The following is a 19,727-nucleotide window of genomic DNA, read 5'->3' as shown; positions in this document are numbered from 1 at the left end:
TGTACTGTCAGCAGAATTAGACTTGATTCACTTCCACGTAGTGTCCATCCGGATCCTGGACGTAGAACTGCCAGAGCCCATTGACGAGCTTTTCTTCCAGAACCGGTAGCTGAGCAGCCTGACAAGCCGACAGCACACGGTGATAGTCATCAACGAAAAAACCGTAGTGAGACAATGTGCTGCCCTTTTCTGGAGAGGATGGCTCTCGATTGACGATCAGCTCAAGTTTGCGTTGCTGAGAATCTGATAGAAAGTAAATGCGAAACGAGCCATCACTGGCAGTAAAGTCTTCCACTACATGGAAATCGAACACCTCTTGGTAGAACCTGATCATGCCCTCGGGATTTACGGTCCTGATGGCCAAATGCAATTCAGTCATGCATCACCCCACAGTGAAAGACGCGGCCCCAGTTCAGCCTTGAACTCCCTAGAAATTACGTCCGCCGCCTCCAGCAAAATTTCATCTGACACGCGGCCATTGCGGAAGGCGTCCAAATGCTCAGGGGTGTGCAACCCAAGAATGGGGGTTACTCCTTTTGATTGCACCCAGCTTACCGCGAGGTTGCTCAGGCCTACGCCCTGAGGCAGAGCAGCTCTGAGCGCCTGCAACATATGCTGGATACGTCGTCGATGTTTTTCCGCGAACAAGACGACATAATTTCTATGGTCATCGCTGGAGAATCCCGCGAAGTCTGGACGATCAGTCAAGATGCCTTGGGCTAGCGTGGAGTACCCCATCAGCTCAATGCCACGAGCTTCCGCAAACTGGCTGATTCCGAACTCCACGCCTCGGAAGAACAACGAGTAGGCATATTGGAGGCAGTCCATTTTCAACTGACTGTCGATGTACTCAAGATCGGCTAGGTTATAATTGCAAACCCCGATCTTTTTCGTGAGTCCGGAGCTTTTCGCCAACTCCAAGGCCCATAGGGTTTCCTCCAGTGGCACTGAATCGGTTCCCATGGTCCCGGCCGGCCAATGAATCAGCAATGTGTCCAGTTGGTTCACTCCAAGCCGTGTCAAACTGCCTTCGATACTTTCGACCACCTTGGCACGAGTCATCATATCGGGGGGCACTTTGCTGATGACTTTGAGCTTCCGATTACTAAAATGCCGAATCACTTCACCGACTAATTTCTCCGAACGACCGTTCCCATAGGTAGGCGCTGTATCTATCCGCTCAATGCCTTGATCGATGGCAAAAAACAGCGTTTCATAGGCTTTCCAGCTATTGACCGTCGACCAGCTGTCGCCCCCTACCTGCCAGGTTCCAAGGATTATATTTTTCATCAGAACTCCGTCTTGTAGGTGCTGAGGGTGAATACCAGGCGTCGATCAGTATCGATAAATCGCCCACCTTTATGGATCAACCCCTTGCCCTTGGCAAAGTCCCTGAACTGCGATTTTTCGCCAAGGACGATATCGATAACCGACTGATTTCGGGAATCAATTCCCTCGTACATCTCTCCCTTGAGCAATACCCACTTCGAGGGAGGCACCACATGAAAATCGGCGTCATCGTAAGCCGCGTCGGCGTCATTTAATGCAATGGAGTTCGCCTGGAAGTAATCACGCTTAGTGTTTTTCTCCCGAATATAAATCGCGCCCTCACCATAGAAACACTTGGTCAGGGTCATGGCAGCGGCATCCCGGTGGTAATACTGGCTGACGGACGGATACTCCTTGCAACGTATTCCTCTGTTACCATGCGCAAAGACACCAAGGGTTTCTCATCCCGCGTGAGCAGGGAGAAAAGATCCATAGCACTGCACAGCTCGTTCATCAGCGAGTGCAAGAGCTCTGGCGCCAAGTGCGGCCGCAACGACTCCTGTAAATTAGCTTTGATGAAAACAATGTCCTTGCGCAAGTAGATCGCTTTGTAGTGGTCAGGTAGCAACATGGCAATATCATGGGCTTGCGACTCACCGACGGTGTCCTGAAGCAGATCAATAAGGACCGCAGAATCATCAACGCGGCTGAAGCTCGCCAGATCGGTAATAGGTAACATATCCAAATCGGTGGCGCTGAAGTGTAGGTTTGAAGCCATTACTTTTACCATCACATGTAGTCCTGATAGGTTTTGGAAGGTTGCGGTCCAGTCGCATTTTGATATTTCCCCTGATACAACGTAATAACGCCTTCCGGACGCCAAAATGAAACTTGGGCCAGGAGCATCTCCGGGTATACCTTGATCGGCAAAGTGGCATATAACTGGAACGTAGTTTTTCCGATTGAACCGATATCTATCAGGTCGGCGGTGATATGTACGAACAAGCCTGCTCTGGCGGTGCCGGATTTTGCGTGGATGATGGGAACAAAGTGATTACTACCGATCACCTCTAGAGACTCTGAGAGCAAAAACTCGCCTGCCTCCAACTGTAATCCGCACTCAGGAATATCATGAATGTCGTAGGCGTGCTGTCTTTTAGGATCAATTACCCCACTCTCATATTTAAGATATTTATAGCCCAAGCGAAGGTCATATGAGTTAGTAGACAGTTGAGCATCATTGAAAGGTTCAACGACAATATTTCCAGCAACTACCTCATCGCGTATTTTACTTCCTGTAAGAATCATGCTGGCAGCCTCTCCGTGGGACTATTATAAAGGGCATAGGTTTTACCCAAGCACTGGATGCTTCCATCATTCTTCCAAAATGAAACTTGTCCAATTGGCATCTTTGGGTAGACCCGTATTGCTCTCGCAGCGTGTAACTCTAGAGTCCATTGATGGCTGGATGTGGTGTGTCCGAGGTTGGCCGATATTTGCAAGAACAAACCCAAGCGCCCCATAGAACTTCTACCAATTAGTGACATTGCGTATAGCGTACTGCCAAGAATTTCATCGGTAACGCCCAAATACATGGCGCCGGGGCGCAACACATACCCCTCTTCTTTCAGTTTGACGGTATCGAATGTCGGAGAACCATCAGAGGCTTTTCCACTGAAGACCTTAATTTCGTCCCCCAGCAAATAGTTATAGCTGTTAGGATTTACACGTAAGCAATCAAAATTGGAAATCGTGATATCACCATTATCGACAGAATCTATAATTTTTTGTCCAGTCAAGATCATTTTTGTACCCACCGCCGTTGCTTGCTACTTTTAGGGGAGGTCGCGGCCCCTTCATTAAGATCAGTAGAATCCAGACAAAGAGCTACGCTGGTTTGACTAACCAAAACTAGAGCATTTCCCGAAGAATAAAATTTACAATTTGAGTTGGCCGCGATTTTCTTAAAATAACTCTACATAACGATTTGGATAGTGCCGGGAATCATAATGTAAAATGAGAACATTGTAACCTTGATATTGGCGAAGAGCGTTTGACATTTTCTTGATGCTATACAGTCTATCGTACATTGCCGACTTTATAGACTCATCCTCCAAGTGGTATGAGTGGCTGGCGCGCTCTACAGTAGATTCACAATAATGGTGTAGCTCTCTTTCTGTTTCCTGTAAGGGTAGCAAACGTTCCTCAAAATACACTTCAAAACCTTTGTACAGTTGCATGACTTCTTTATAAGGCTGAACTGTAGGTGTGATGCCGAACACTTTGGCCGCCTGAGTCAGCATTTTCTCGGGAATATCGTTAACGGTATAAAATGGCGAGGCCAGTAGATAGCCCGACTCTTTGAATAAACGACAGATATTCTCGACCATCTTCTCAGGCTGGGGGAAAAATCCCAGTCCGGCGCCGACCACAACATGAGAAAATTTCTCGGGGGATTCGTACTTCGTTCCGTCAATGGCCGTAAATTGGACATTGTCGCCAAGCCCCATCTGTTCGGCATTCAGCCGCGCTTGCTTGATGGAGTCATTGCACAAGTCGATCCCCACACCCTCGCAGCCGGACTCTTTCACGAGCGAGTTAATGGAAAATCCTGTTGTACAGGCCACTTCCAATACCCGCGACTCGGCGTTAAGGTTGGAGTTATTGCGCCATTTTGTCAGAGTGCTGTAAGAGCCTGGCGGCACATTGGTTTGGTTAATGAAGGCTACAAATTCCGTGTAGCTCATTTCATTGACGCGACGAGAGTCGATGGTCATATATATAGTTTCCTTTCCATAAAAGCGCTTTTCGCGCAGATTTAATACAACGTTTACAGCCCGATATCCTCCGACAACTCCTTCTAGGGTAGTGGTATAAAGTACTTACTTTAATCGCCGAACGGCGCTATTGCGGCTTGAATAAAAAACCTTCAATGCAAAGCTGACGAATTTTTAGCACGATCAATGCAACACCTGCTACTGCAATCACTTGCCATTCATTGACAACGCTTTCGGCGAATACTTCGGCGATGCGGATCAACGAGATCAAACAAACTTGCATCGCTGCCAGAACAGCCACCACCAATAGGCGGCTGAGGCTGTCATGCGTTTTCACGAGATCCGCAACTATTGATGACATGACCAGTGTACTTGTGACACCCAACCCGAAAACGGCTGCTATCAGCAGGAGGGAGTCTTGGGTAGCGCCTCCACCAAGCCAGTACGCTATAGCGCAAAGACCAACCAGTGCCACAATCAATAGCTTCTCATTGCGAACTTTCAGCCTGGACAATAATGCGACGCTGGACAGAATGCCGAGAATATAGAATCCGGTAATGCCAGGAATACTGCCCCACCAATGCTGCTCATCAAGTTTTGCCCAGTGATGGAGCGACAAGTTGAAGCAATTGACCACAAACACTGCAAGCATGTAACAGTTCAAATTATAGTGCTTAAGCGACTTGCTCAGATCTAGCAGATGCTTAATGTCGACGCGCTGGGTAACTGCAGTACTGACAAACGTACCGATATAGAGCAATGGCAGAATTGTTGCTATTCCATAGGCGAACGACAGCCACATCGGAGATTGCAACTCAGAGAGCCAGCCGAGCGCGGCATACCAGACCAAAGACTCAATGTTAATGATCAGGATCAGCATTGACACAAGTAATTTGCCGTTCTGACTTTTTGAGACCTCGCGCATTGCAAAATAGAAGCTCGATGACGCAATTAGCCCTGAGCACAGCGCTTCTGGAATGGTCCACACGCTGCCTGTCAACAATGCACAGGACACTAATAGTACCTTGGCTGCCAAGGCCACTAATACCACCCGCTCACAACTTGCTCCCACCAAAGGAATCAACACTATACCCAGGCAACCCGACAAATAAAGTATCAGAATTTCTTGGGAGGTCGAGGCTACGCTGGTCATGCTTAAGTAAAGCAAGGTGATTCCACCATGAAGGGAAATCATGCCACACATAAACAACGCAACGATGGTGCCGAATTGGTGGTTAATTTTATCGTTCATATGACTCTTATTTTTATGTAATGGGCATACCGTCTTCGGTAACGGGATTAATCCCAATACCGCGTACGTCATTCGGATCGAATACCACCCCTGCTAGACTCAGTCCTCATGAGCGCAGAGAAAGTTCACGATCTGGTTCGGCACATAGATCACCTTGATCACTGCATGCCCTTCAAGGGCCTTGATGACTCTGCTCCGAGCCAAATCGACGTCGACCAATTCCTCGCCGGTCCCCTCTATCAGGTCATCCACATACTTGCCATCGATGTAGATCCGCGTCGCCTTGACCGGACGCACTCGAGCCTGGGGCCATGGTGCAGAGTCAATAGTGTGATAGCCCAACCGTTCCCAGATTTCAGAGCCGATGTGCGGAGCAAAGGGGAACAGGGCCTTCACGAAATCAGCGCCAATCCGTTCGAAAAAATAGCCCTTATGTTTCTCGGCCTGATTCATGAATTCCATAAACGCGGCAATCGCCGTATTAAAATTCAAGGTCACAAAGGATGCATCGACCTTGGCCAGGGTTTTCCCCCACAGCGCCTCCAGCGGATGCTGCTCCGAAGCCGTAGATTCGCTACGCGGAGTGCCAGACTCAAGGCCTTCAGCGAAAAGATTCAGCACCCTGTTGAGGAAGCGCTCACAGCCTTTGATACCCTTAATGTCCCACTTCTTGTTCTGTCCGAGCGGCCCCATGAACATCATGTAAATCCGGAAGGTGTCGACACCGTACTCACGAATGATGTCGTCTGGTACTACCACATTTAAAAGGGATTTCGACATTTTGGTGTTGAAGACTTGCAACTCGTGGTTGCTGTTTTTTAACCAATATTTGCCTGCCCGGTACTCGGCTTCATCCACGGCAACAATGCGGCCGGTTCCATCCTTGAACGCATCTGCCGTCACCAAACCTTGGTTATAGAGTGTCTTGAAGGGCTCATCGAAACTCACCAGCCCCACATCGAACAATACCTTGTGCCAGAATCTGGCATAGAGCAGGTGCATAGTCGCATGGGCTGCCCCGCCCACATAAAGATCGACCTGTTTCCAATACTCCATACTCTGCGCAGAGAAAGGCTCGGCTTCGTTATGTGGGTCCATGAAGCGCAAGAAATACCAGCACGACCCTGCCCACCCGGGCATGGTGTCCGTAACCCTGTAGAGTGGATCACCAGACGCATCATTGCAGTTCACCCACTCCTGAGCACGTTGCAGCGGGCTCGCTCCATCGGCACCGGGACGGAAGTTCTCAACTACCGGCAACTCGATGGGCAGTTCGCTAGGGCTGGCAGCAATAACGTTGCCGTTATCATCTCGATACAGCGGAAAGGGTTCGCCCCAGTACCTTTGCCGGGAGAACAGCCAATCGCGCATCCGGTAACGAATTTTACGAACAGCGCAATGATCGCCAATGAGGTTAGCCTCTATTCGCTCACGCGCCTCGTTTCTAGAGAGACCGCTAAAGCGTGCGGAATTTCTGAGGCCGACTTGTGCATCCGTCTCATCGAGCACGGACAGATGCGTCAAGCCGAAGCGCTGGCACAATGAAGCCGCTTTGAGGTCCGTGTCGGGTATAGAGAATATGGCCTGTTCTCTTCCATCGAATGCCAGGTAGTTGACGACATAAATAGGCAGAGATGTTCCCGTCAGTGGATGACGCGCATGGATATCTAAAGGCAGGCCGTCCGCCGTCACTTTCGGATCCTGCAAAGCGGCAATCCTGAAGGAGAGGTCGCTGTCATGACCCTGACAGAGTTTTTTTACATAGGGGTGTTCGGTGCATAGGAAGACGGCATTGCTGCCGTATAGCATTTCGGCTTCTGAGGTAAACACCGTTAAGGGGCTGGTCACGTCCTCCTGAATTAGGAGATCGACATCGATACCCTCTGTGCGCCCGATCCATTCACGCTGCATTTTTTTGACCGACTCGGGCCAATCGAGTTGATCCAGGCCAGCTAACAACCGCTCAGCATATTCGGTGATCTTGACGACCCACTGCTTTAGTGGTCTCTTAATACAGTGGTGATCACCACGTTCAGAACGCCCATTGATAACTTCTTCATTGGCGAGAACGGTTTGAAGCACCTCGCACCACCAGACGTTTTCCTCCTTCTCATACACCAAACCACGCTCATACAGTTTGAGAAAGAGAAATTGCGTCCATTTATAGTATTTGGCATTAGATGTGTCGATTTCCCGATTCCAATCGTAACTCAAGCCCATCAGCTTCAGTTGTCGTTTGAAACCCTCGCAATTCATCTTGGTTATTTCAGCAGGATGAACACCGGTTTTTATGGCGTATTGTTCCGCCGGTAAACCGAATGCATCCCAGCCCATGGGGTGTAACACATTGAAACCTTCCATTCTTTTCTTACGTGCGACAATATCGGTTCCGACATAACCAACAGCGTGCCCCACATGCAAGCCATTGCCCGAGGGGTACGGAAACATATCCAACACATAATATGGAGGTTTGTTACTGACGCTATCAGTAACAAACACATTGCCGTCCATCCAGCGCTGTTGCCACTTAGTTCTAAACTGATCGTTATCCATGATCGAATCTCGCGCTATTCCAAAAGGCTGGTGAATTCATCTCACACATAAAATAACAACAACAGGTGCAATCGCCATCTAGCACAGAGAAACATCCCTATGTTATATAGAGAGATTTTACGCACCTCACAAATCCACTATGAATCTCGCCACTCCCGTTCTATAGGGGGGGGATACGTCTTTTAACTGCTAGACACTTTTGAAATTGATATTTTCACAATCATTTCCATTGCCACAACACTTCAGTCAGATTCAAAATCCATAGCCAGCGGCAGCTTGATAACTTGTGCATTTACGACCCTGACTATTGCTGATTGCATTAGCTGTTTCGTTCGACTTGATTGGATCATTAAGCTAGAAGAACACTGGAAATTAGTCAATACGACCGAAGAAAAATCAGAGAGCTCCTAAAATTAAGTAGTCCTAATCCTTCACACTTTAATTTAATCCATCAAAACCCCGTAAGAAATGTCCCACGATTGAGAGCCCAATGATTAAATATGACTACAAAATCTTGTACTCCAACATTTATGAAGTATAACTTTTGCAATTAACACCCACCTCACAATTACTCGGTAATGGCTCAAGTACAGCGGGTTATGATGGCTACTGTAGATGCCAAGTCTCAATTTTTGCTCAATAAAAAAGGGCGAAGCCATAACAGCTTCGCCCATCTCTTTACCACTCAGCCCTTAATGGTGCTCACGCGTCGCCCGGAATTTCACCTCCGGCCAGCGCTCTTCCATCAGCGCCAGGTTGACCCGGGTCGGCGCCAGGTAAGTCAGGTGACCACCGCCGTCGATCGCGAGGTTTTCAACGGCCTTGTTGGAGAATTCCTCCAGCTTCTTCTTGTCACTGCAATCGATCCAGCGCGCGGAGTACACGGTGATCGGCTCGTAGGAGCACTCAACCTTGTATTCCTCTTTCAGGCGGCTGGCGACCACGTCGAACTGCAGCACACCCACGGCGCCGAGGATGATGTCGTTGCTGCGCTCGGGGAAGAACACCTGGGTCGCGCCTTCTTCGGCCAACTGTTGCAAGCCCTGGCGCAGTTGCTTGGATTTGAGCGGGTCGCGCAGGCGTACGCGGCGGAACAGTTCCGGGGCGAAGTGCGGGATGCCGGTGAAGCCCAGTGCTTCGCCTTCAGTGAAGGTGTCGCCGATCTGGATGGTGCCGTGGTTGTGCAGGCCGATGATATCGCCGGCGTAGGCTTCTTCGAGCTGTTCACGCTCGGACGAGAAGAACGTCAGGGCATCGCCGATACGCACGTCCTTGCCGGTGCGCACGTGGCGCATCTTCATGCCTTTTTCGTAGCGGCCGGAGCAGATGCGCATGAAGGCGATGCGGTCGCGGTGCTTGGGGTCCATGTTCGCCTGGATCTTGAACACGAAGCCGGTGAATTTTTCTTCCACCGGTTCCACGGTGCGCTCGTTGGCGACACGGGCAAGGGGCTTTGGCGCCCAGTTCACGACGGCGTCGAGGACGTGGTCGACGCCGAAGTTGCCCAGGGCGGTGCCGAAGAACACCGGGGTCAGTTGACCGTCGAGGAACTCCTGCTGGTTGAACTCATGGCAGGCGCCCTGTACCAGTTCGAGCTGGTCGACGAAGCGGTCGTACTCGTCGCCCAGGTGGGCGCGGGCTTCGTCGGAGTCGAGCTTCTCGATGATTTTCACATCGGTGCGTTCGTGCCCGTGGCCGGCGGTGTAGACAATGATGTAGTCGTCGGCCAGGTGGTACACGCCCTTGAAGTCGCGGTAGCAACCGATCGGCCAGGTGATCGGCGCGGCCTTGATCTTCAGGACGGCTTCGATTTCATCCAGCAGCTCGATGGGGTCACGGATATCGCGGTCGAGTTTGTTGATGAAGCTGACAATCGGCGTGTCGCGCAAACGGCACACATCCATCAACGCGATGGTGCGCGGCTCGACGCCTTTACCGCCGTCGAGGACCATCAGCGCCGAGTCCACCGCGGTGAGGGTGCGGTAGGTGTCTTCGGAGAAGTCTTCGTGGCCCGGGGTGTCGAGCAGGTTGACCATGTGGTCGCGATACGGGAACTGCATGACCGACGTGGTAATGGAAATACCCCGTTGTTTCTCCATCTCCATCCAGTCGGATGTCGCATGGCGGTCGGATTTGCGGGATTTCACCGTGCCGGCCACCGCGATTGCCTTGCCCATCAGCAGGAGCTTTTCGGTGATGGTGGTTTTACCGGCATCGGGGTGAGAAATAATAGCGAAAGTGCGGCGTTTCGCGACTTCGGCGGCCTGGTGGGTCATGGGAAATCGCCTGGCAGGTGAGTCAAAAAAGGGCGGCGAGTATAGCGCAAACCCAGGGTTACAGACCACCGTTGAGCCCATTGGGGGTGGCTAAATGCTCCCAAGTGTGGAACCTTTTAAAAGGTAGAGACGTCCACTCCCCTGCTATCGCACTCGGAACAGGGGCTGAAAAATCAGCAAGTTAGCCTGACGAGGCTGCGCTCATGGCTCGATCGCATACTGCGTTGCCAGTATCGGCGAGCTGCTTTTCGCGAACTCATTCAGAGGCAGCCAGCCATGGCATTGCCACCGGAGAATGTGTTCGCCGACAAAAGAAAAAAAGGAGTCCGCCTGTGGCTATTCGCTATGGCAAAGGGCTGATAGGAGGCGCGGTTGTCGTCGCGCTCCTGGCCCTGCTGGTCCACTGGATCGGCATCAACACGATCGAACTGTACCGCGACGATTTGTTGTTTTACCTGCAAGCTCATCTGATTCTGGTTTTAGTTTCCATGCTGGCCGCCCTGATTGTGGGCCTCCCAGCCGGCATCCTGCTCAGCCGACCGAACATGGTCGGGCGTGCAGAACGCTTCATGCAGATCTTCAACATCGGCAACACCGTCCCTCCCCTGGCCGTACTGGCCATCGCCCTCGGCGTCCTCGGCATCGGCAGCGGCCCGGCCATTTTCGCGCTGTTCCTCGCCTCCCTCCTGCCCATCGTGCGCAACACTTACGAAGGCCTCAAAAACGTTCAAGGCTCGCTGAAAGAAGCCGCCACCGGCATCGGCATGACGCCACGCCAGGTGCTGTTTCGCGTGGAGTTGCCCAACGCCGTGCCGATCATCATCGGTGGCGTGCGCGTGGCCCTGGCGATCAACGTCGGCACCGCACCGCTGGCGTTCCTGATCGGCGCCAACAGCCTGGGTAGCCTGATCTTCCCCGGCATCGCCCTGAACAACCAGCCGCAACTGCTGCTCGGTGCCGCATGCACCGCACTGCTGGCATTGCTGCTCGACGGCCTGGTCACCATGGCCAGCCGCCTCTGGCTGGAACGCGGGTTGCGTCCGTCTTAAGGCTTGGCAAAGGAAATCACATGAAAAAACTGACCCTGATATTGAGCTGCGCCCTGCTGTTTGCAGGTTTTGCGCAAGCCGCTGAAAAACCGGTAATCCGCATCGGCGCACGGGTGTTCACCGAACAGACCCTGCTCGCCGAAATCACCTCCCAGTACCTGCGCACCAAGGGCTACGACGCCCGCGTGACGGGTGGCCTGGGCAGTAACCTGGCGCGCAGCGCCCAGGAAAGCGGGCAACTGGACCTGATCTGGGAATACACCGGCGTGTCGCTGGTGGCGTACAACCACATCGACGAGAAACTCGACAGCGCACAGTCCTACGCTCGCGTGAAGGAACTCGACGCAAAAAAAGGCCTGGTCTGGCTCTCGCCGTCGCGCTTCAGCAACACCTACGCCCTGGCGTTGCCGGAGAAAGTCGCCAAGGAACATCCCGAGATCAACAGCATCAGTGACCTCACCCACGCCATGGCCGCAGACACCCGGGAACACCGCCTGGTCGCCCTGGACACCGAGTTCGCCAACCGCTCCGACGGCCTGGCCGGCATGGTCAAGCTGTACGACATGAACCTCACGCGCAAAAACACCCGGCAGATGGACGCAGGCCTGGTCTACACCGCGTTGCGCAATGGCCAGGTGTTTGCCGGCCTGGTCTACACCACCGACGGTCGCCTGAATGCCTTCAAACTCAAGCTGCTCGAAGACGACAAGCACTACTTCCCGGACTACACCGCCGCCCCGGTGATCCGCCAGGAATACCTCGACCAGCACCCGCAACTGGCGGCCGAGCTCAAGCCACTGGCCGCGCTGTTCGACGACGCAACCATGCGCCAGCTGAATGCGCGGGTCGACGTCGACCATGAAAGCCCGTCCGCTGTTGCCGCAGATTTCCTGCGCCAGCATCCGATCAATCAATAAGAGGAAAAGACATGGAATTTCTCAACGCCTTTTCCCACCTTGATTGGGCCCAAGTCCTGCAACTAACCTGGCAGCACATCACCCTGGTCGGCGTCGCGGTTGTCCTCGCGATCTTGATCGGCGTGCCCCTGGGCATCCTGATGACGCGGTTCCCGACCCTGGCCGGCCCGCTGCAGGCCAGCGCCACGGTGCTGCTGACCGTACCGTCCATCGCGCTGTTCGGCCTGCTGCTGCCGTTCTACTCCAAGTTCGGCCAGGGCCTGGGGCCGATGCCGGCGATCACCGCCGTGTTCCTCTACTCCCTGTTGCCGATCATGCGTAACACCTACCTGGCGCTCACCGGTGTCGAACCGGGCATTCGCGAAGCCGCCAAGGGCATCGGGATGACCTTCGCCCAGCGCCTGCGCATGGTCGAGCTGCCGATTGCCGTGCCGGTGATCCTCGCCGGTGTGCGCACCGCCGTGGTGATGAACATCGGCGTGATGACCATCTCCGCCACCATCGGTGCCGGCGGCCTGGGCGTACTTATTCTGGCTTCCATCAGCCGCAGCGACATGTCGATGCTGATCGTCGGCGCCGTGCTGGTCAGTCTCCTGGCCATCTTCGCCGACCTGCTCTTGCAATGGCTGCAACGCTCGCTGACTCCAAAAGGATTGCTCAAATGATCGAACTTCAAAACCTGTCCAAGACTTTTCAAAGCAACGGCAAGACTGTCACCGCCGTCAACGATGTCAGCCTGACCGTCAACGAAGGCGAAATTTGTGTGTTCCTCGGCCCTTCGGGCTGTGGCAAGAGCACCACGCTGAAAATGATCAACCGCCTGATCAAGCCCACGTCGGGCAAGATCCTGATCAATGGCGAAGACACCACCGACCTTGATGAAGTGACCCTGCGTCGCAATATCGGCTACGTGATCCAGCAGATCGGCCTGTTCCCGAACATGACCATCGAAGAAAACATCGTGGTGGTGCCCAAGCTGCTCGGCTGGGACAAACAGAAATGCCACGACCGCGCCCGCGAGCTGATGAGCATGATCAAGCTGGAACCCAAGCAGTATCTGCATCGCTATCCGCGTGAACTGTCGGGCGGGCAGCAACAGCGCATCGGCGTTATCCGCGCCCTGGCGGCGGATGCACCGTTGCTGCTGATGGATGAACCGTTCGGCGCGGTCGACCCGATCAACCGCGAGATGATCCAGAACGAATTCTTCGAGATGCAACGCGCGCTGAACAAGACCGTGATCATGGTCAGCCACGACATCGACGAAGCCATCAAGCTGGGGGACAAGATTGCGATCTTCCGCGCCGGCAAGCTGCTGCAGATCGACCATCCCGATACGCTGCTGGCGCACCCGGCGGACGAGTTCGTGAGCAATTTCGTCGGCCAGGACAGCACCCTCAAGCGCCTGCTGCTGGTGAAGGCCGAAGATGCAGCGGACAACGCGCCGTCGGTGAGCCCGGAAACACCGGTGGCCGATGCACTGGAGCTGATGGACGAGCACGACCGCCGCTATGTGGTGGTCACCTGCGCCGAGAATAAGGCGCTGGGCTATGTACGCCGTCGCGACTTGCACCGTCAGACCGGTACCTGCGGCCAGTACCTGCGCGAATTCAACGCCACCGCCGCGTATGACGAGCACTTGCGCATCCTGCTGTCGCGGATGTACGAGTTCAACCGTTCGTGGTTGCCGGTGATGGATGCGGAGCGGGTGTTCCTGGGCGAGGTGACGCAGGAGTCGATTGCCGAGTACCTGAGTTCCGGTAAGTCGCGTGGGGGCAAGACCAGCATTGTTTCCCCAGCTGAGACCGCACTGGCCTGACTTGGCACAACACAGTTAAAAATGTGGGAGGGGGCTTACTCCCGATAGCAGTGTTTCAGTGACTGATGATGTGACTGACCCACCGCCATCGGGAGCAAGCCCCCTCCCACATTTTGCTCTCTGGTGTGTCAGGGAAATACCGTGGATTTCACCCATCCGGGGAACATCAATCCGTCACACCGGTCGGTTACATAGTAGCTGCACGGGGTCGCGCGACGAACGCGTGCAAAAACGCGACATTTTTAGTTGATCTCAAGCCCCTCACGCCCTAAAGTTCGCGCCGAACGTCCATGCTGGAAACGATCCATCCGGCTCAAGTACTGACGACGAGACAGCAAGGCCAAGGGAAGCGTATCCCATGGCCTTTTTGCTTTCGGCGACATGCCTTGGGAAGTAGGCGAACCAAAGTGGGGATACGGAGGACGTTCAGTTGCACCCATTGATTACTACAGTTTGCCCTTAGGAGTTCCCAGCATGTCGATCAACGTCGAAGACTATTTCGCGCGCGCCACGTTTGACAAAATGAAGGCGTTCGCCGACAAGCAAGAAACCCCGTTCGTGGTGATCGACACCGCGATGATCAGCCAGGCCTACGATGACCTGCGCGCCGGTTTCGAATTCGCCAAGGTGTATTACGCGGTCAAGGCCAACCCGGCTGTCGAGATCATCGACCTGTTGAAAGACAAGGGTTCGAGCTTCGATATCGCGTCGATCTACGAGCTGGACAAGGTCATGGACCGCGGCGTCAGCGCCGACCGTATCAGCTACGGCAACACCATCAAGAAGTCCAAGGACATCCGCTACTTCTATGAGAAAGGCGTGCGCCTGTTCTCCACCGACTCCGAAGCCGACCTGCGCAACATCGCCAAGGCCGCGCCGGGCTCGAAAGTCTATGTGCGTATCCTCACCGAAGGCTCCACCACGGCTGACTGGCCGTTGTCGCGCAAGTTCGGCTGCCAGACCGACATGGCCATGGACCTGCTGATCCTCGCCCGCGACCTGGGCCTGGTGCCTTACGGCATCTCGTTCCACGTCGGCTCGCAGCAGCGCGACATCAGCGTATGGGATGCGGCGATCGCCAAGGTCAAAGTGATCTTCGAACGCTTGAAGGAAGAAGACGGCATTCATCTGAAGCTGATCAACATGGGCGGCGGCTTCCCGGCCAACTACATCACCCGCACCAACAGCCTGGAAACCTACGCCGAGGAAATCATCCGTTTCCTCAAGGAAGACTTCGGTGATGAGCTGCCGGAAATCATCCTCGAGCCCGGCCGCTCGTTGATCGCCAACGCCGGCATCCTGGTCAGTGAAGTGGTGCTGGTGGCGCGTAAATCGCGAACCGCCGTCGAGCGTTGGGTGTACACGGACGTGGGCAAATTCTCCGGCCTGATCGAAACCATGGACGAAGCCATCAAGTTCCCGATCTGGACCGAGAAGAAAGGCGAGATGGAAGAAGTGGTCATCGCCGGCCCGACCTGCGACAGCGCCGACATCATGTACGAAAACTACAAGTACGGCCTGCCGCTGAACCTGGCCATTGGTGACCGCATGTACTGGCTGTCGACCGGTGCCTATACCACCAGCTACAGCGCAGTTGAGTTCAATGGGTTTCCGCCGTTGAAGTCGTTTTACGTGTAAGAAAGCGCCAACTAAAAAGCCCATGACGTTTCATGGGCTTTTTTATGGCTGTCAGGTGCAATTTCGCGCATTGCGTGAGGCAGATAGCTCACGCAGCGCTGCCGTCGCCAGAAAACCTGACCGCGACGCATACCGATGATCCTTCAGCACCCGCTTTTTATGCCCCGGTCTGGCTCAGATGAGCTAAGAGAAATTGGCAGCGCGTTGTCGAAAGGCTTCAGCCATCGCGCGAATCTTTGGATGGTTGGCCGCTGCCAGCGTCTGGTGTGCTATCCGTAAGAACTTGAGATTCCCGCCTGCCAGCGCCTTGTGCAACCACTCCAGCGCCGCTTCGATTTGGCCACCATCTGCCAACACCGCCGCATAACTGAACTGCCCACGAAAATCCCCGGCTTCGGCTGAACGCCGGTACCACTCAACGGCCGCTTCAAAATCCCTCGGGCAATACTGCCCGTCTTCCAGATAGCGCCCCACCAGGTTCATCGACTTGGCATGGCCCTGCTCTGCCGCCTGGCTATAAAGCATCAGCGCTTGGGCCTGATCTTGCACAACGCCACGGCCGGTCGCCAATAGGTTGGCATAGTTGTACTGCCCCCAATCCAGCCCGGCCTCTGCTGCCAGCCGGTATTCACGCGCAGCCGCCGCCTCATCCACCGTGCAACCCCAACCATGCTCCAGACACCGCCCAATCATATTGCGCGCCATCAAATGCCCGCCCTGGGCGGCAATCCGGAACCAGCGCAACGCCAGTGCTTCATCCCGTGCGATGCCGCGTCCTTGCAGCAGGATCTGCCCGAGCAAGGCCTGGGCATCGACCACGCCTTCCCTGGCCGCGATCAGGATCGCCTGGGCCGCGCGTATCGGTGAATCATCGAGCATCGATTGCAGCTGCTCGACGCTGAGCACTTCCTGGCGACGCAACAGGAATCCCATCTCAGACCTCGACCCAGCGACGCAGCAGGTTGTGATAGGTGCCGGTGAGCTGGATCAGCGCCGGATGATCAGGCACGTCGCGGCTCAGTTGCTGGATGGCGCCGTCCATTTCGAACAGCAGGGTGCGCTGGCTGTCTTCGCGCACCAGGCTCTGGGTCCAGAAAAACGAGGCGTAGCGCGCGCCGCGTGTCACCGCGTTGACCTTGTGCGGGCTGGAGCCGGGGTACAGCACCATATCGCCGGCGGGGAGCTTGACGCGCTGCAGGCCGAAGGTGTCCTGGATTTCCAGCTCGCCGCCGTCGTATTCGTCGGGGTCGCTGAAGAACAGCGTGGACGACAGATCGGTGCGCACGCGCTCGTGGCTGCCTTTGGGTTGACGCACGGCGTTGTCGATATGGAAGTCGAAACTGCCACCGGCGGTGTAACAGTTGAGCAACGGCGGAAACACCTTGTGCGGTAACGCCGCTGACATAAACAACGGGTTGCTCCACAAGCGCTCCAGCATCGCCGCGCCGATTTCCTTGGCCAACGGGTGGCCTTCGGGCAATTGCAGGTTGTGCTTGGCCTTGGCGGACTGATGGCCGGCGGTGACTTTGCCGTCGGCCCATTCGGCCGCTTCCAGGGCTTGGCGAATGCGCTGCACTTCCTCGCGTGAGAACAGGCCGGGAATATGCAGCAACATGGGGCAATACCTGCGATCAGAGGGGTGCCAATGGTATTGATTCTTATCCTCTGTGTAAAACGTCGAGACGAACGAGTCCGTAAAAACCGTAAGCAAAAAGTGTAAAGAATGTAAATTCGATGCGAATAGCAATGTATCGCAATTGATAGAAAGTCTTGTTAGCCCTATATTCCGCGACCTCACATCCTTGGGGAAAGGACACGTCATGTCGCGCACCACACCAACAACCACCGCCAGTTCACCACGCATGCTGGCTTCGGCCATCGGCGTAGCCCTCAGCGCCAGCTCAGCCGCCCACTTGGCGCAGGCGGCTGAGAACACCGAACAACAAGGCGAGCGCAACCCTATCTCCCTCGGCGCCACCAACATTACCGGTCAGGAGCAGGTCACCCCCTCCTATCAGGTAGAAAAAGCCGCTTCGCAGAAATACACCGCACCGCTGGTAGACACACCGCGCTCGGTCACCGTGGTCCCGCAGCAAGTGCTCAAAGACACCGCCGCCACCTCGCTGCAGGATGCCCTGCGCACCGTACCGGGGATTACCTTCGGCGCCGGTGAAGGCGGCAACCCCCAGGGCGACCGTCCGTTCATCCGTGGTTTCGACGCCCAAGGCGACACCTACCTGGACGGCGTGCGCGATACCGGCGGCCAGAGCCGGGAGATCTTCGACATTGAATCGATCGAAGTCAGCAAGGGCCCGAACTCGTCCTTCGGCGGTCGCGGCTCAGCCGGGGGCAGCCTCAACCTGGTGAGCAAAACCCCACAAGCGCGGGACTTCACCAACGGCGGCTTCACCTACGGTTCCGACCAGACCCGCCGCTACGTGCTCGACGTGAACCGCCAGTTCCTCGACGACAGCGCGGCATTTCGCCTGAACCTGATGAGCCACGAACAAAACGTGGCCGGTCGCGACGCGATCAATTACGACCGCTGGGGTGTGGCGCCGTCGCTGACCTTTGGCCTGGGCACACCGACCCGCGTCAACCTCAGCTACTACCACATGGAAAGCGACGACCTGCCGGATTCGGGAATGCCGTATGGCTACGGTTCGTCGACCGCCACAGCCCACGGGCATGACAAACCCGACGACGGTGGCGACAGCAACAATTTCTATGGCTTGAAGAGCCGTGACTTCCGCAAGACCCGCGCCGACATCAGCACGTTCTCCATCGAGCATGACCTGAACGACAACATGACGCTGAAGAACACCCTGCGCCACGGCAGCACCGGCCAAGACTATGTGCTCACCCAGCCGGATGACAGCAAGCTCAACGTCAACAAGTTCGGCACTGTGTGGCGTCGTGCCAACAGCCGCGTCTCGACCACCACCACGACCACCAACCAGACCGACCTGTTCGGCAGCTTCCAGGCGCTGGGCTTCAAGAACACCTACTCCACCGGCCTGGAATTCACCGGTGAAGAAACCCGTGTCAGCGGCTATACCGTCAGCCCCAACGCCAACCCGGTGTGCACCGTGGCCAAAGGCAGCCTGGGTGGCCAGTGCACCTCGCTGAGCAACCCGAACCCGGACGATGCCTGGAACGGCAGCGTCGCGCGCAACTACAACGGCACCAACACCAAGGCCACCAGCCGCGCGGCCTACGTGTTCGACACCATCGAGCTGGATCCGAAATGGCTGCTCAACGTGGGCCTGCGCTACGATACGTTCGATACCGAAGCCAACACCAACGCCACCACCGGGCGCAGCAAAATCAAGGATGACAGCCAGTTCTTCAACTGGCAGGCGGGCCTGGTGTGGAAGCCGCTGGACAATGGCAGTATCTACGCTTCCTACGCGACGTCGGCCACCCCGGCCGGTGGCCTGGTGGGTGAAGGCGCCGATGGCAACCCGCTGTCAGCCGGTGCCGCCATCAGCGACCTGCAGCCGGAAGAGACGGTCAACTACGAGCTGGGCACCAAGTGGGATTTGTTCCACGACCGCCTGTCGCTGACAGCCGCCGTGTTCCGTACCGAGAAGAAAAACACCCGCGTCCTGGTCGATGCCCTCACCTACGAGAACGCCGGCGAATCACGGGTCGACGGCGTCGAGTTGTCCGCCAGCGGCAAGCTGACCGAGCACTGGCAAGTGTTCGCCGGGTACACCTACCTGGACAGCGAACTGGTCAAGTCCGGCCTCAACGGGCGTAACGGCGTGGTGAGCGCCGGTTCCAACGCTGGCAACCAGATGCCCAACACGCCGAAGAACTCGTTCAGTCTGTGGACCACCTACGACATCACGCCAAAGCTGACCGTCGGCGGCGGCGCCTTCTACGTCGACGAGGTTTACGGCGATGCGGGCAACACGGTGTACGTGCCGTCTTACACCCGCTACGACGCCATGGCCAGCTACAAGCTGACTAAAAACGTCGACCTGCAATTGAACGTGCAGAACCTTACCGACAAAACCTACTACGACAAGGCTTACGCCTCGCACTTCGCCAACCAGGCGGCCGGTCGTACGGCGTTGCTGACCACCAGCTTCCACTTCTAAGCGCAAGCGCGCCACGACTTGAGCCCCACGCATCGGATGCGTGGGGCTTTTGCATGCTAAACAGAATATTT

The 19,727-nt window shown here is 55.3% G+C and carries 18 protein-coding genes; 6 read left to right on the top strand and 12 right to left on the bottom strand.

What is annotated here, in order from left to right; genetic code table 11:
- Nucleotides 1-16: 16 nt before the first annotated feature.
- From C4J89_RS04180 to C4J89_RS04135, 10 genes are all read right to left on the bottom strand, one after another.
- Nucleotides 17-379: a VOC family protein gene (locus C4J89_RS04180; protein WP_124413841.1), complete on the bottom strand. Its 363-nt coding sequence runs from the start codon at nucleotides 377-379 to the stop codon at nucleotides 17-19.
- Nucleotides 376-1,290, bottom strand: a complete 915-nt coding sequence (locus tag C4J89_RS04175; protein ID WP_124413840.1) for an aldo/keto reductase — start codon at nucleotides 1,288-1,290, stop codon at nucleotides 376-378. The genes C4J89_RS04180 and C4J89_RS04175 overlap by 4 nt, the downstream gene beginning before the upstream one ends.
- Nucleotides 1,290-1,637: a hypothetical protein gene (locus C4J89_RS04170; RefSeq protein WP_124413839.1), complete on the bottom strand. Its 348-nt coding sequence runs from the start codon at nucleotides 1,635-1,637 to the stop codon at nucleotides 1,290-1,292. Before C4J89_RS04170 ends, C4J89_RS04175 begins: the two co-directional genes overlap by 1 nt.
- Nucleotides 1,634-2,059, bottom strand: a complete 426-nt coding sequence (locus tag C4J89_RS04165; RefSeq protein WP_124413838.1) for a hypothetical protein — start codon at nucleotides 2,057-2,059, stop codon at nucleotides 1,634-1,636. Before C4J89_RS04165 ends, C4J89_RS04170 begins: the two co-directional genes overlap by 4 nt.
- Nucleotides 2,059-2,577: a dCTP deaminase gene (gene dcd, locus C4J89_RS04160; protein ID WP_124413837.1), complete on the bottom strand. Its 519-nt coding sequence runs from the start codon at nucleotides 2,575-2,577 to the stop codon at nucleotides 2,059-2,061. The genes C4J89_RS04165 and dcd overlap by 1 nt, the downstream gene beginning before the upstream one ends.
- Nucleotides 2,574-3,074: a deoxycytidine deaminase gene (locus tag C4J89_RS04155; RefSeq protein ID WP_124413836.1), complete on the bottom strand. Its 501-nt coding sequence runs from the start codon at nucleotides 3,072-3,074 to the stop codon at nucleotides 2,574-2,576. The genes dcd and C4J89_RS04155 overlap by 4 nt, the downstream gene beginning before the upstream one ends.
- A gap of 159 nt (nucleotides 3,075-3,233) precedes the next feature.
- Nucleotides 3,234-4,046 carry a class I SAM-dependent methyltransferase gene (locus C4J89_RS04150; protein WP_124413835.1) on the bottom strand — a complete coding sequence of 271 codons (813 nt, stop codon included), beginning with the start codon at nucleotides 4,044-4,046 and terminating at the stop codon, nucleotides 3,234-3,236.
- Nucleotides 4,047-4,173: 127 nt separating this feature from the next.
- On the bottom strand, nucleotides 4,174-5,298 hold the full coding sequence (locus C4J89_RS04145; RefSeq protein ID WP_124413834.1) for a hypothetical protein: 1,125 nt from the start codon (nucleotides 5,296-5,298) through the stop codon (nucleotides 4,174-4,176).
- Nucleotides 5,299-5,397: 99 nt separating this feature from the next.
- On the bottom strand, nucleotides 5,398-7,851 hold the full coding sequence (gene leuS / locus C4J89_RS04140) for a leucine--tRNA ligase (protein WP_124413833.1): 2,454 nt from the start codon (nucleotides 7,849-7,851) through the stop codon (nucleotides 5,398-5,400).
- A 692-nt stretch (nucleotides 7,852-8,543) separates the two neighbouring features.
- The gene (locus C4J89_RS04135; protein WP_124413832.1) at nucleotides 8,544-10,127 is read right to left on the bottom strand and encodes a peptide chain release factor 3; all 1,584 of its coding nucleotides are present in this window, start codon (nucleotides 10,125-10,127) and stop codon (nucleotides 8,544-8,546) included.
- Nucleotides 10,128-10,459: 332 nt separating this feature from the next.
- Here C4J89_RS04135 and C4J89_RS04130 point away from each other — a divergent pair, with 332 nt between their 5' ends.
- The 5 genes from C4J89_RS04130 to C4J89_RS04110 all read left to right on the top strand — a co-directional run bounded on the left by C4J89_RS04130 (nucleotide 10,460) and on the right by C4J89_RS04110 (nucleotide 15,550).
- Nucleotides 10,460-11,176: an ABC transporter permease gene (locus C4J89_RS04130; RefSeq protein WP_124365807.1), complete on the top strand. Its 717-nt coding sequence runs from the start codon at nucleotides 10,460-10,462 to the stop codon at nucleotides 11,174-11,176.
- A gap of 20 nt (nucleotides 11,177-11,196) precedes the next feature.
- The gene (locus C4J89_RS04125) at nucleotides 11,197-12,093 is read left to right on the top strand and encodes a glycine betaine ABC transporter substrate-binding protein (RefSeq protein ID WP_124365806.1); all 897 of its coding nucleotides are present in this window, start codon (nucleotides 11,197-11,199) and stop codon (nucleotides 12,091-12,093) included.
- Between the two features lie 11 nt (nucleotides 12,094-12,104).
- The gene (locus tag C4J89_RS04120; protein WP_124413831.1) at nucleotides 12,105-12,758 is read left to right on the top strand and encodes an ABC transporter permease; all 654 of its coding nucleotides are present in this window, start codon (nucleotides 12,105-12,107) and stop codon (nucleotides 12,756-12,758) included.
- The gene (locus C4J89_RS04115) at nucleotides 12,755-13,912 is read left to right on the top strand and encodes a betaine/proline/choline family ABC transporter ATP-binding protein (protein ID WP_003171711.1); all 1,158 of its coding nucleotides are present in this window, start codon (nucleotides 12,755-12,757) and stop codon (nucleotides 13,910-13,912) included. Before C4J89_RS04120 ends, C4J89_RS04115 begins: the two co-directional genes overlap by 4 nt.
- Before the next feature lie 474 nt (nucleotides 13,913-14,386).
- A complete protein-coding gene (locus C4J89_RS04110; protein WP_124361263.1) occupies nucleotides 14,387-15,550 on the top strand; it encodes a type III PLP-dependent enzyme in 1,164 nt (387 codons plus the stop codon).
- A gap of 183 nt (nucleotides 15,551-15,733) precedes the next feature.
- On the opposite strand, the gene C4J89_RS04105 is transcribed toward C4J89_RS04110, so the two are convergent.
- Together C4J89_RS04105 and C4J89_RS04100 are read right to left on the bottom strand one after the other, a co-directional pair.
- Nucleotides 15,734-16,483, bottom strand: a complete 750-nt coding sequence (locus C4J89_RS04105) for a tetratricopeptide repeat protein (RefSeq protein ID WP_124413830.1) — start codon at nucleotides 16,481-16,483, stop codon at nucleotides 15,734-15,736.
- Nucleotide 16,484: 1 nt separating this feature from the next.
- Nucleotides 16,485-17,165, bottom strand: coding sequence for a Fe2+-dependent dioxygenase (locus tag C4J89_RS04100; protein ID WP_124413829.1), 681 nt, complete (start codon nucleotides 17,163-17,165; stop codon nucleotides 16,485-16,487).
- 205 nt (nucleotides 17,166-17,370) lie between these two features.
- Here C4J89_RS04100 and C4J89_RS04095 point away from each other — a divergent pair, with 205 nt between their 5' ends.
- On the top strand, nucleotides 17,371-19,656 hold the full coding sequence (locus C4J89_RS04095) for a TonB-dependent siderophore receptor (protein ID WP_124413828.1): 2,286 nt from the start codon (nucleotides 17,371-17,373) through the stop codon (nucleotides 19,654-19,656).
- Nucleotides 19,657-19,727: the final 71 nt, after the last annotated feature.

The organism is Pseudomonas sp. R4-35-07, from assembly GCF_003852235.1.
Taxonomy (GTDB): Bacteria; Pseudomonadota; Gammaproteobacteria; order Pseudomonadales; family Pseudomonadaceae; genus Aquipseudomonas.
Note: the sequence above shows the minus strand (reverse complement) of the source record. Positions and strands in the feature narration are given on the sequence as shown.

Bases quoted from the DNA above. Each gene is read 5' to 3' on its own strand.
- C4J89_RS04180 (WP_124413841.1), bottom strand. From the start codon at position 379: ATGACTGAATTGCATTTGGCCATCAGGACCGTAAATCCCGAGGGCATG.
- C4J89_RS04175 (WP_124413840.1), bottom strand. From the start codon at position 1,290: ATGAAAAATATAATCCTTGGAACCTGGCAGGTAGGGGGCGACAGCTGG.
- C4J89_RS04170 (WP_124413839.1), bottom strand. From the start codon at position 1,637: ATGACCCTGACCAAGTGTTTCTATGGTGAGGGCGCGATTTATATTCGG.
- C4J89_RS04165 (WP_124413838.1), bottom strand. From the start codon at position 2,059: ATGGTAAAAGTAATGGCTTCAAACCTACACTTCAGCGCCACCGATTTG.
- dcd (WP_124413837.1), bottom strand. From the start codon at position 2,577: ATGATTCTTACAGGAAGTAAAATACGCGATGAGGTAGTTGCTGGAAAT.
- C4J89_RS04155 (WP_124413836.1), bottom strand. From the start codon at position 3,074: ATGATCTTGACTGGACAAAAAATTATAGATTCTGTCGATAATGGTGAT.
- C4J89_RS04150 (WP_124413835.1), bottom strand. From the start codon at position 4,046: ATGACCATCGACTCTCGTCGCGTCAATGAAATGAGCTACACGGAATTT.
- C4J89_RS04145 (WP_124413834.1), bottom strand. From the start codon at position 5,298: ATGAACGATAAAATTAACCACCAATTCGGCACCATCGTTGCGTTGTTT.
- leuS (WP_124413833.1), bottom strand. From the start codon at position 7,851: ATGGATAACGATCAGTTTAGAACTAAGTGGCAACAGCGCTGGATGGAC.
- C4J89_RS04135 (WP_124413832.1), bottom strand. From the start codon at position 10,127: ATGACCCACCAGGCCGCCGAAGTCGCGAAACGCCGCACTTTCGCTATT.
- C4J89_RS04125 (WP_124365806.1), top strand. From the start codon at position 11,197: ATGAAAAAACTGACCCTGATATTGAGCTGCGCCCTGCTGTTTGCAGGT.
- C4J89_RS04120 (WP_124413831.1), top strand. From the start codon at position 12,105: ATGGAATTTCTCAACGCCTTTTCCCACCTTGATTGGGCCCAAGTCCTG.
- C4J89_RS04115 (WP_003171711.1), top strand. From the start codon at position 12,755: ATGATCGAACTTCAAAACCTGTCCAAGACTTTTCAAAGCAACGGCAAG.
- C4J89_RS04110 (WP_124361263.1), top strand. From the start codon at position 14,387: ATGTCGATCAACGTCGAAGACTATTTCGCGCGCGCCACGTTTGACAAA.
- C4J89_RS04105 (WP_124413830.1), bottom strand. From the start codon at position 16,483: ATGGGATTCCTGTTGCGTCGCCAGGAAGTGCTCAGCGTCGAGCAGCTG.
- C4J89_RS04100 (WP_124413829.1), bottom strand. From the start codon at position 17,165: ATGTTGCTGCATATTCCCGGCCTGTTCTCACGCGAGGAAGTGCAGCGC.
- C4J89_RS04095 (WP_124413828.1), top strand. From the start codon at position 17,371: ATGTCGCGCACCACACCAACAACCACCGCCAGTTCACCACGCATGCTG.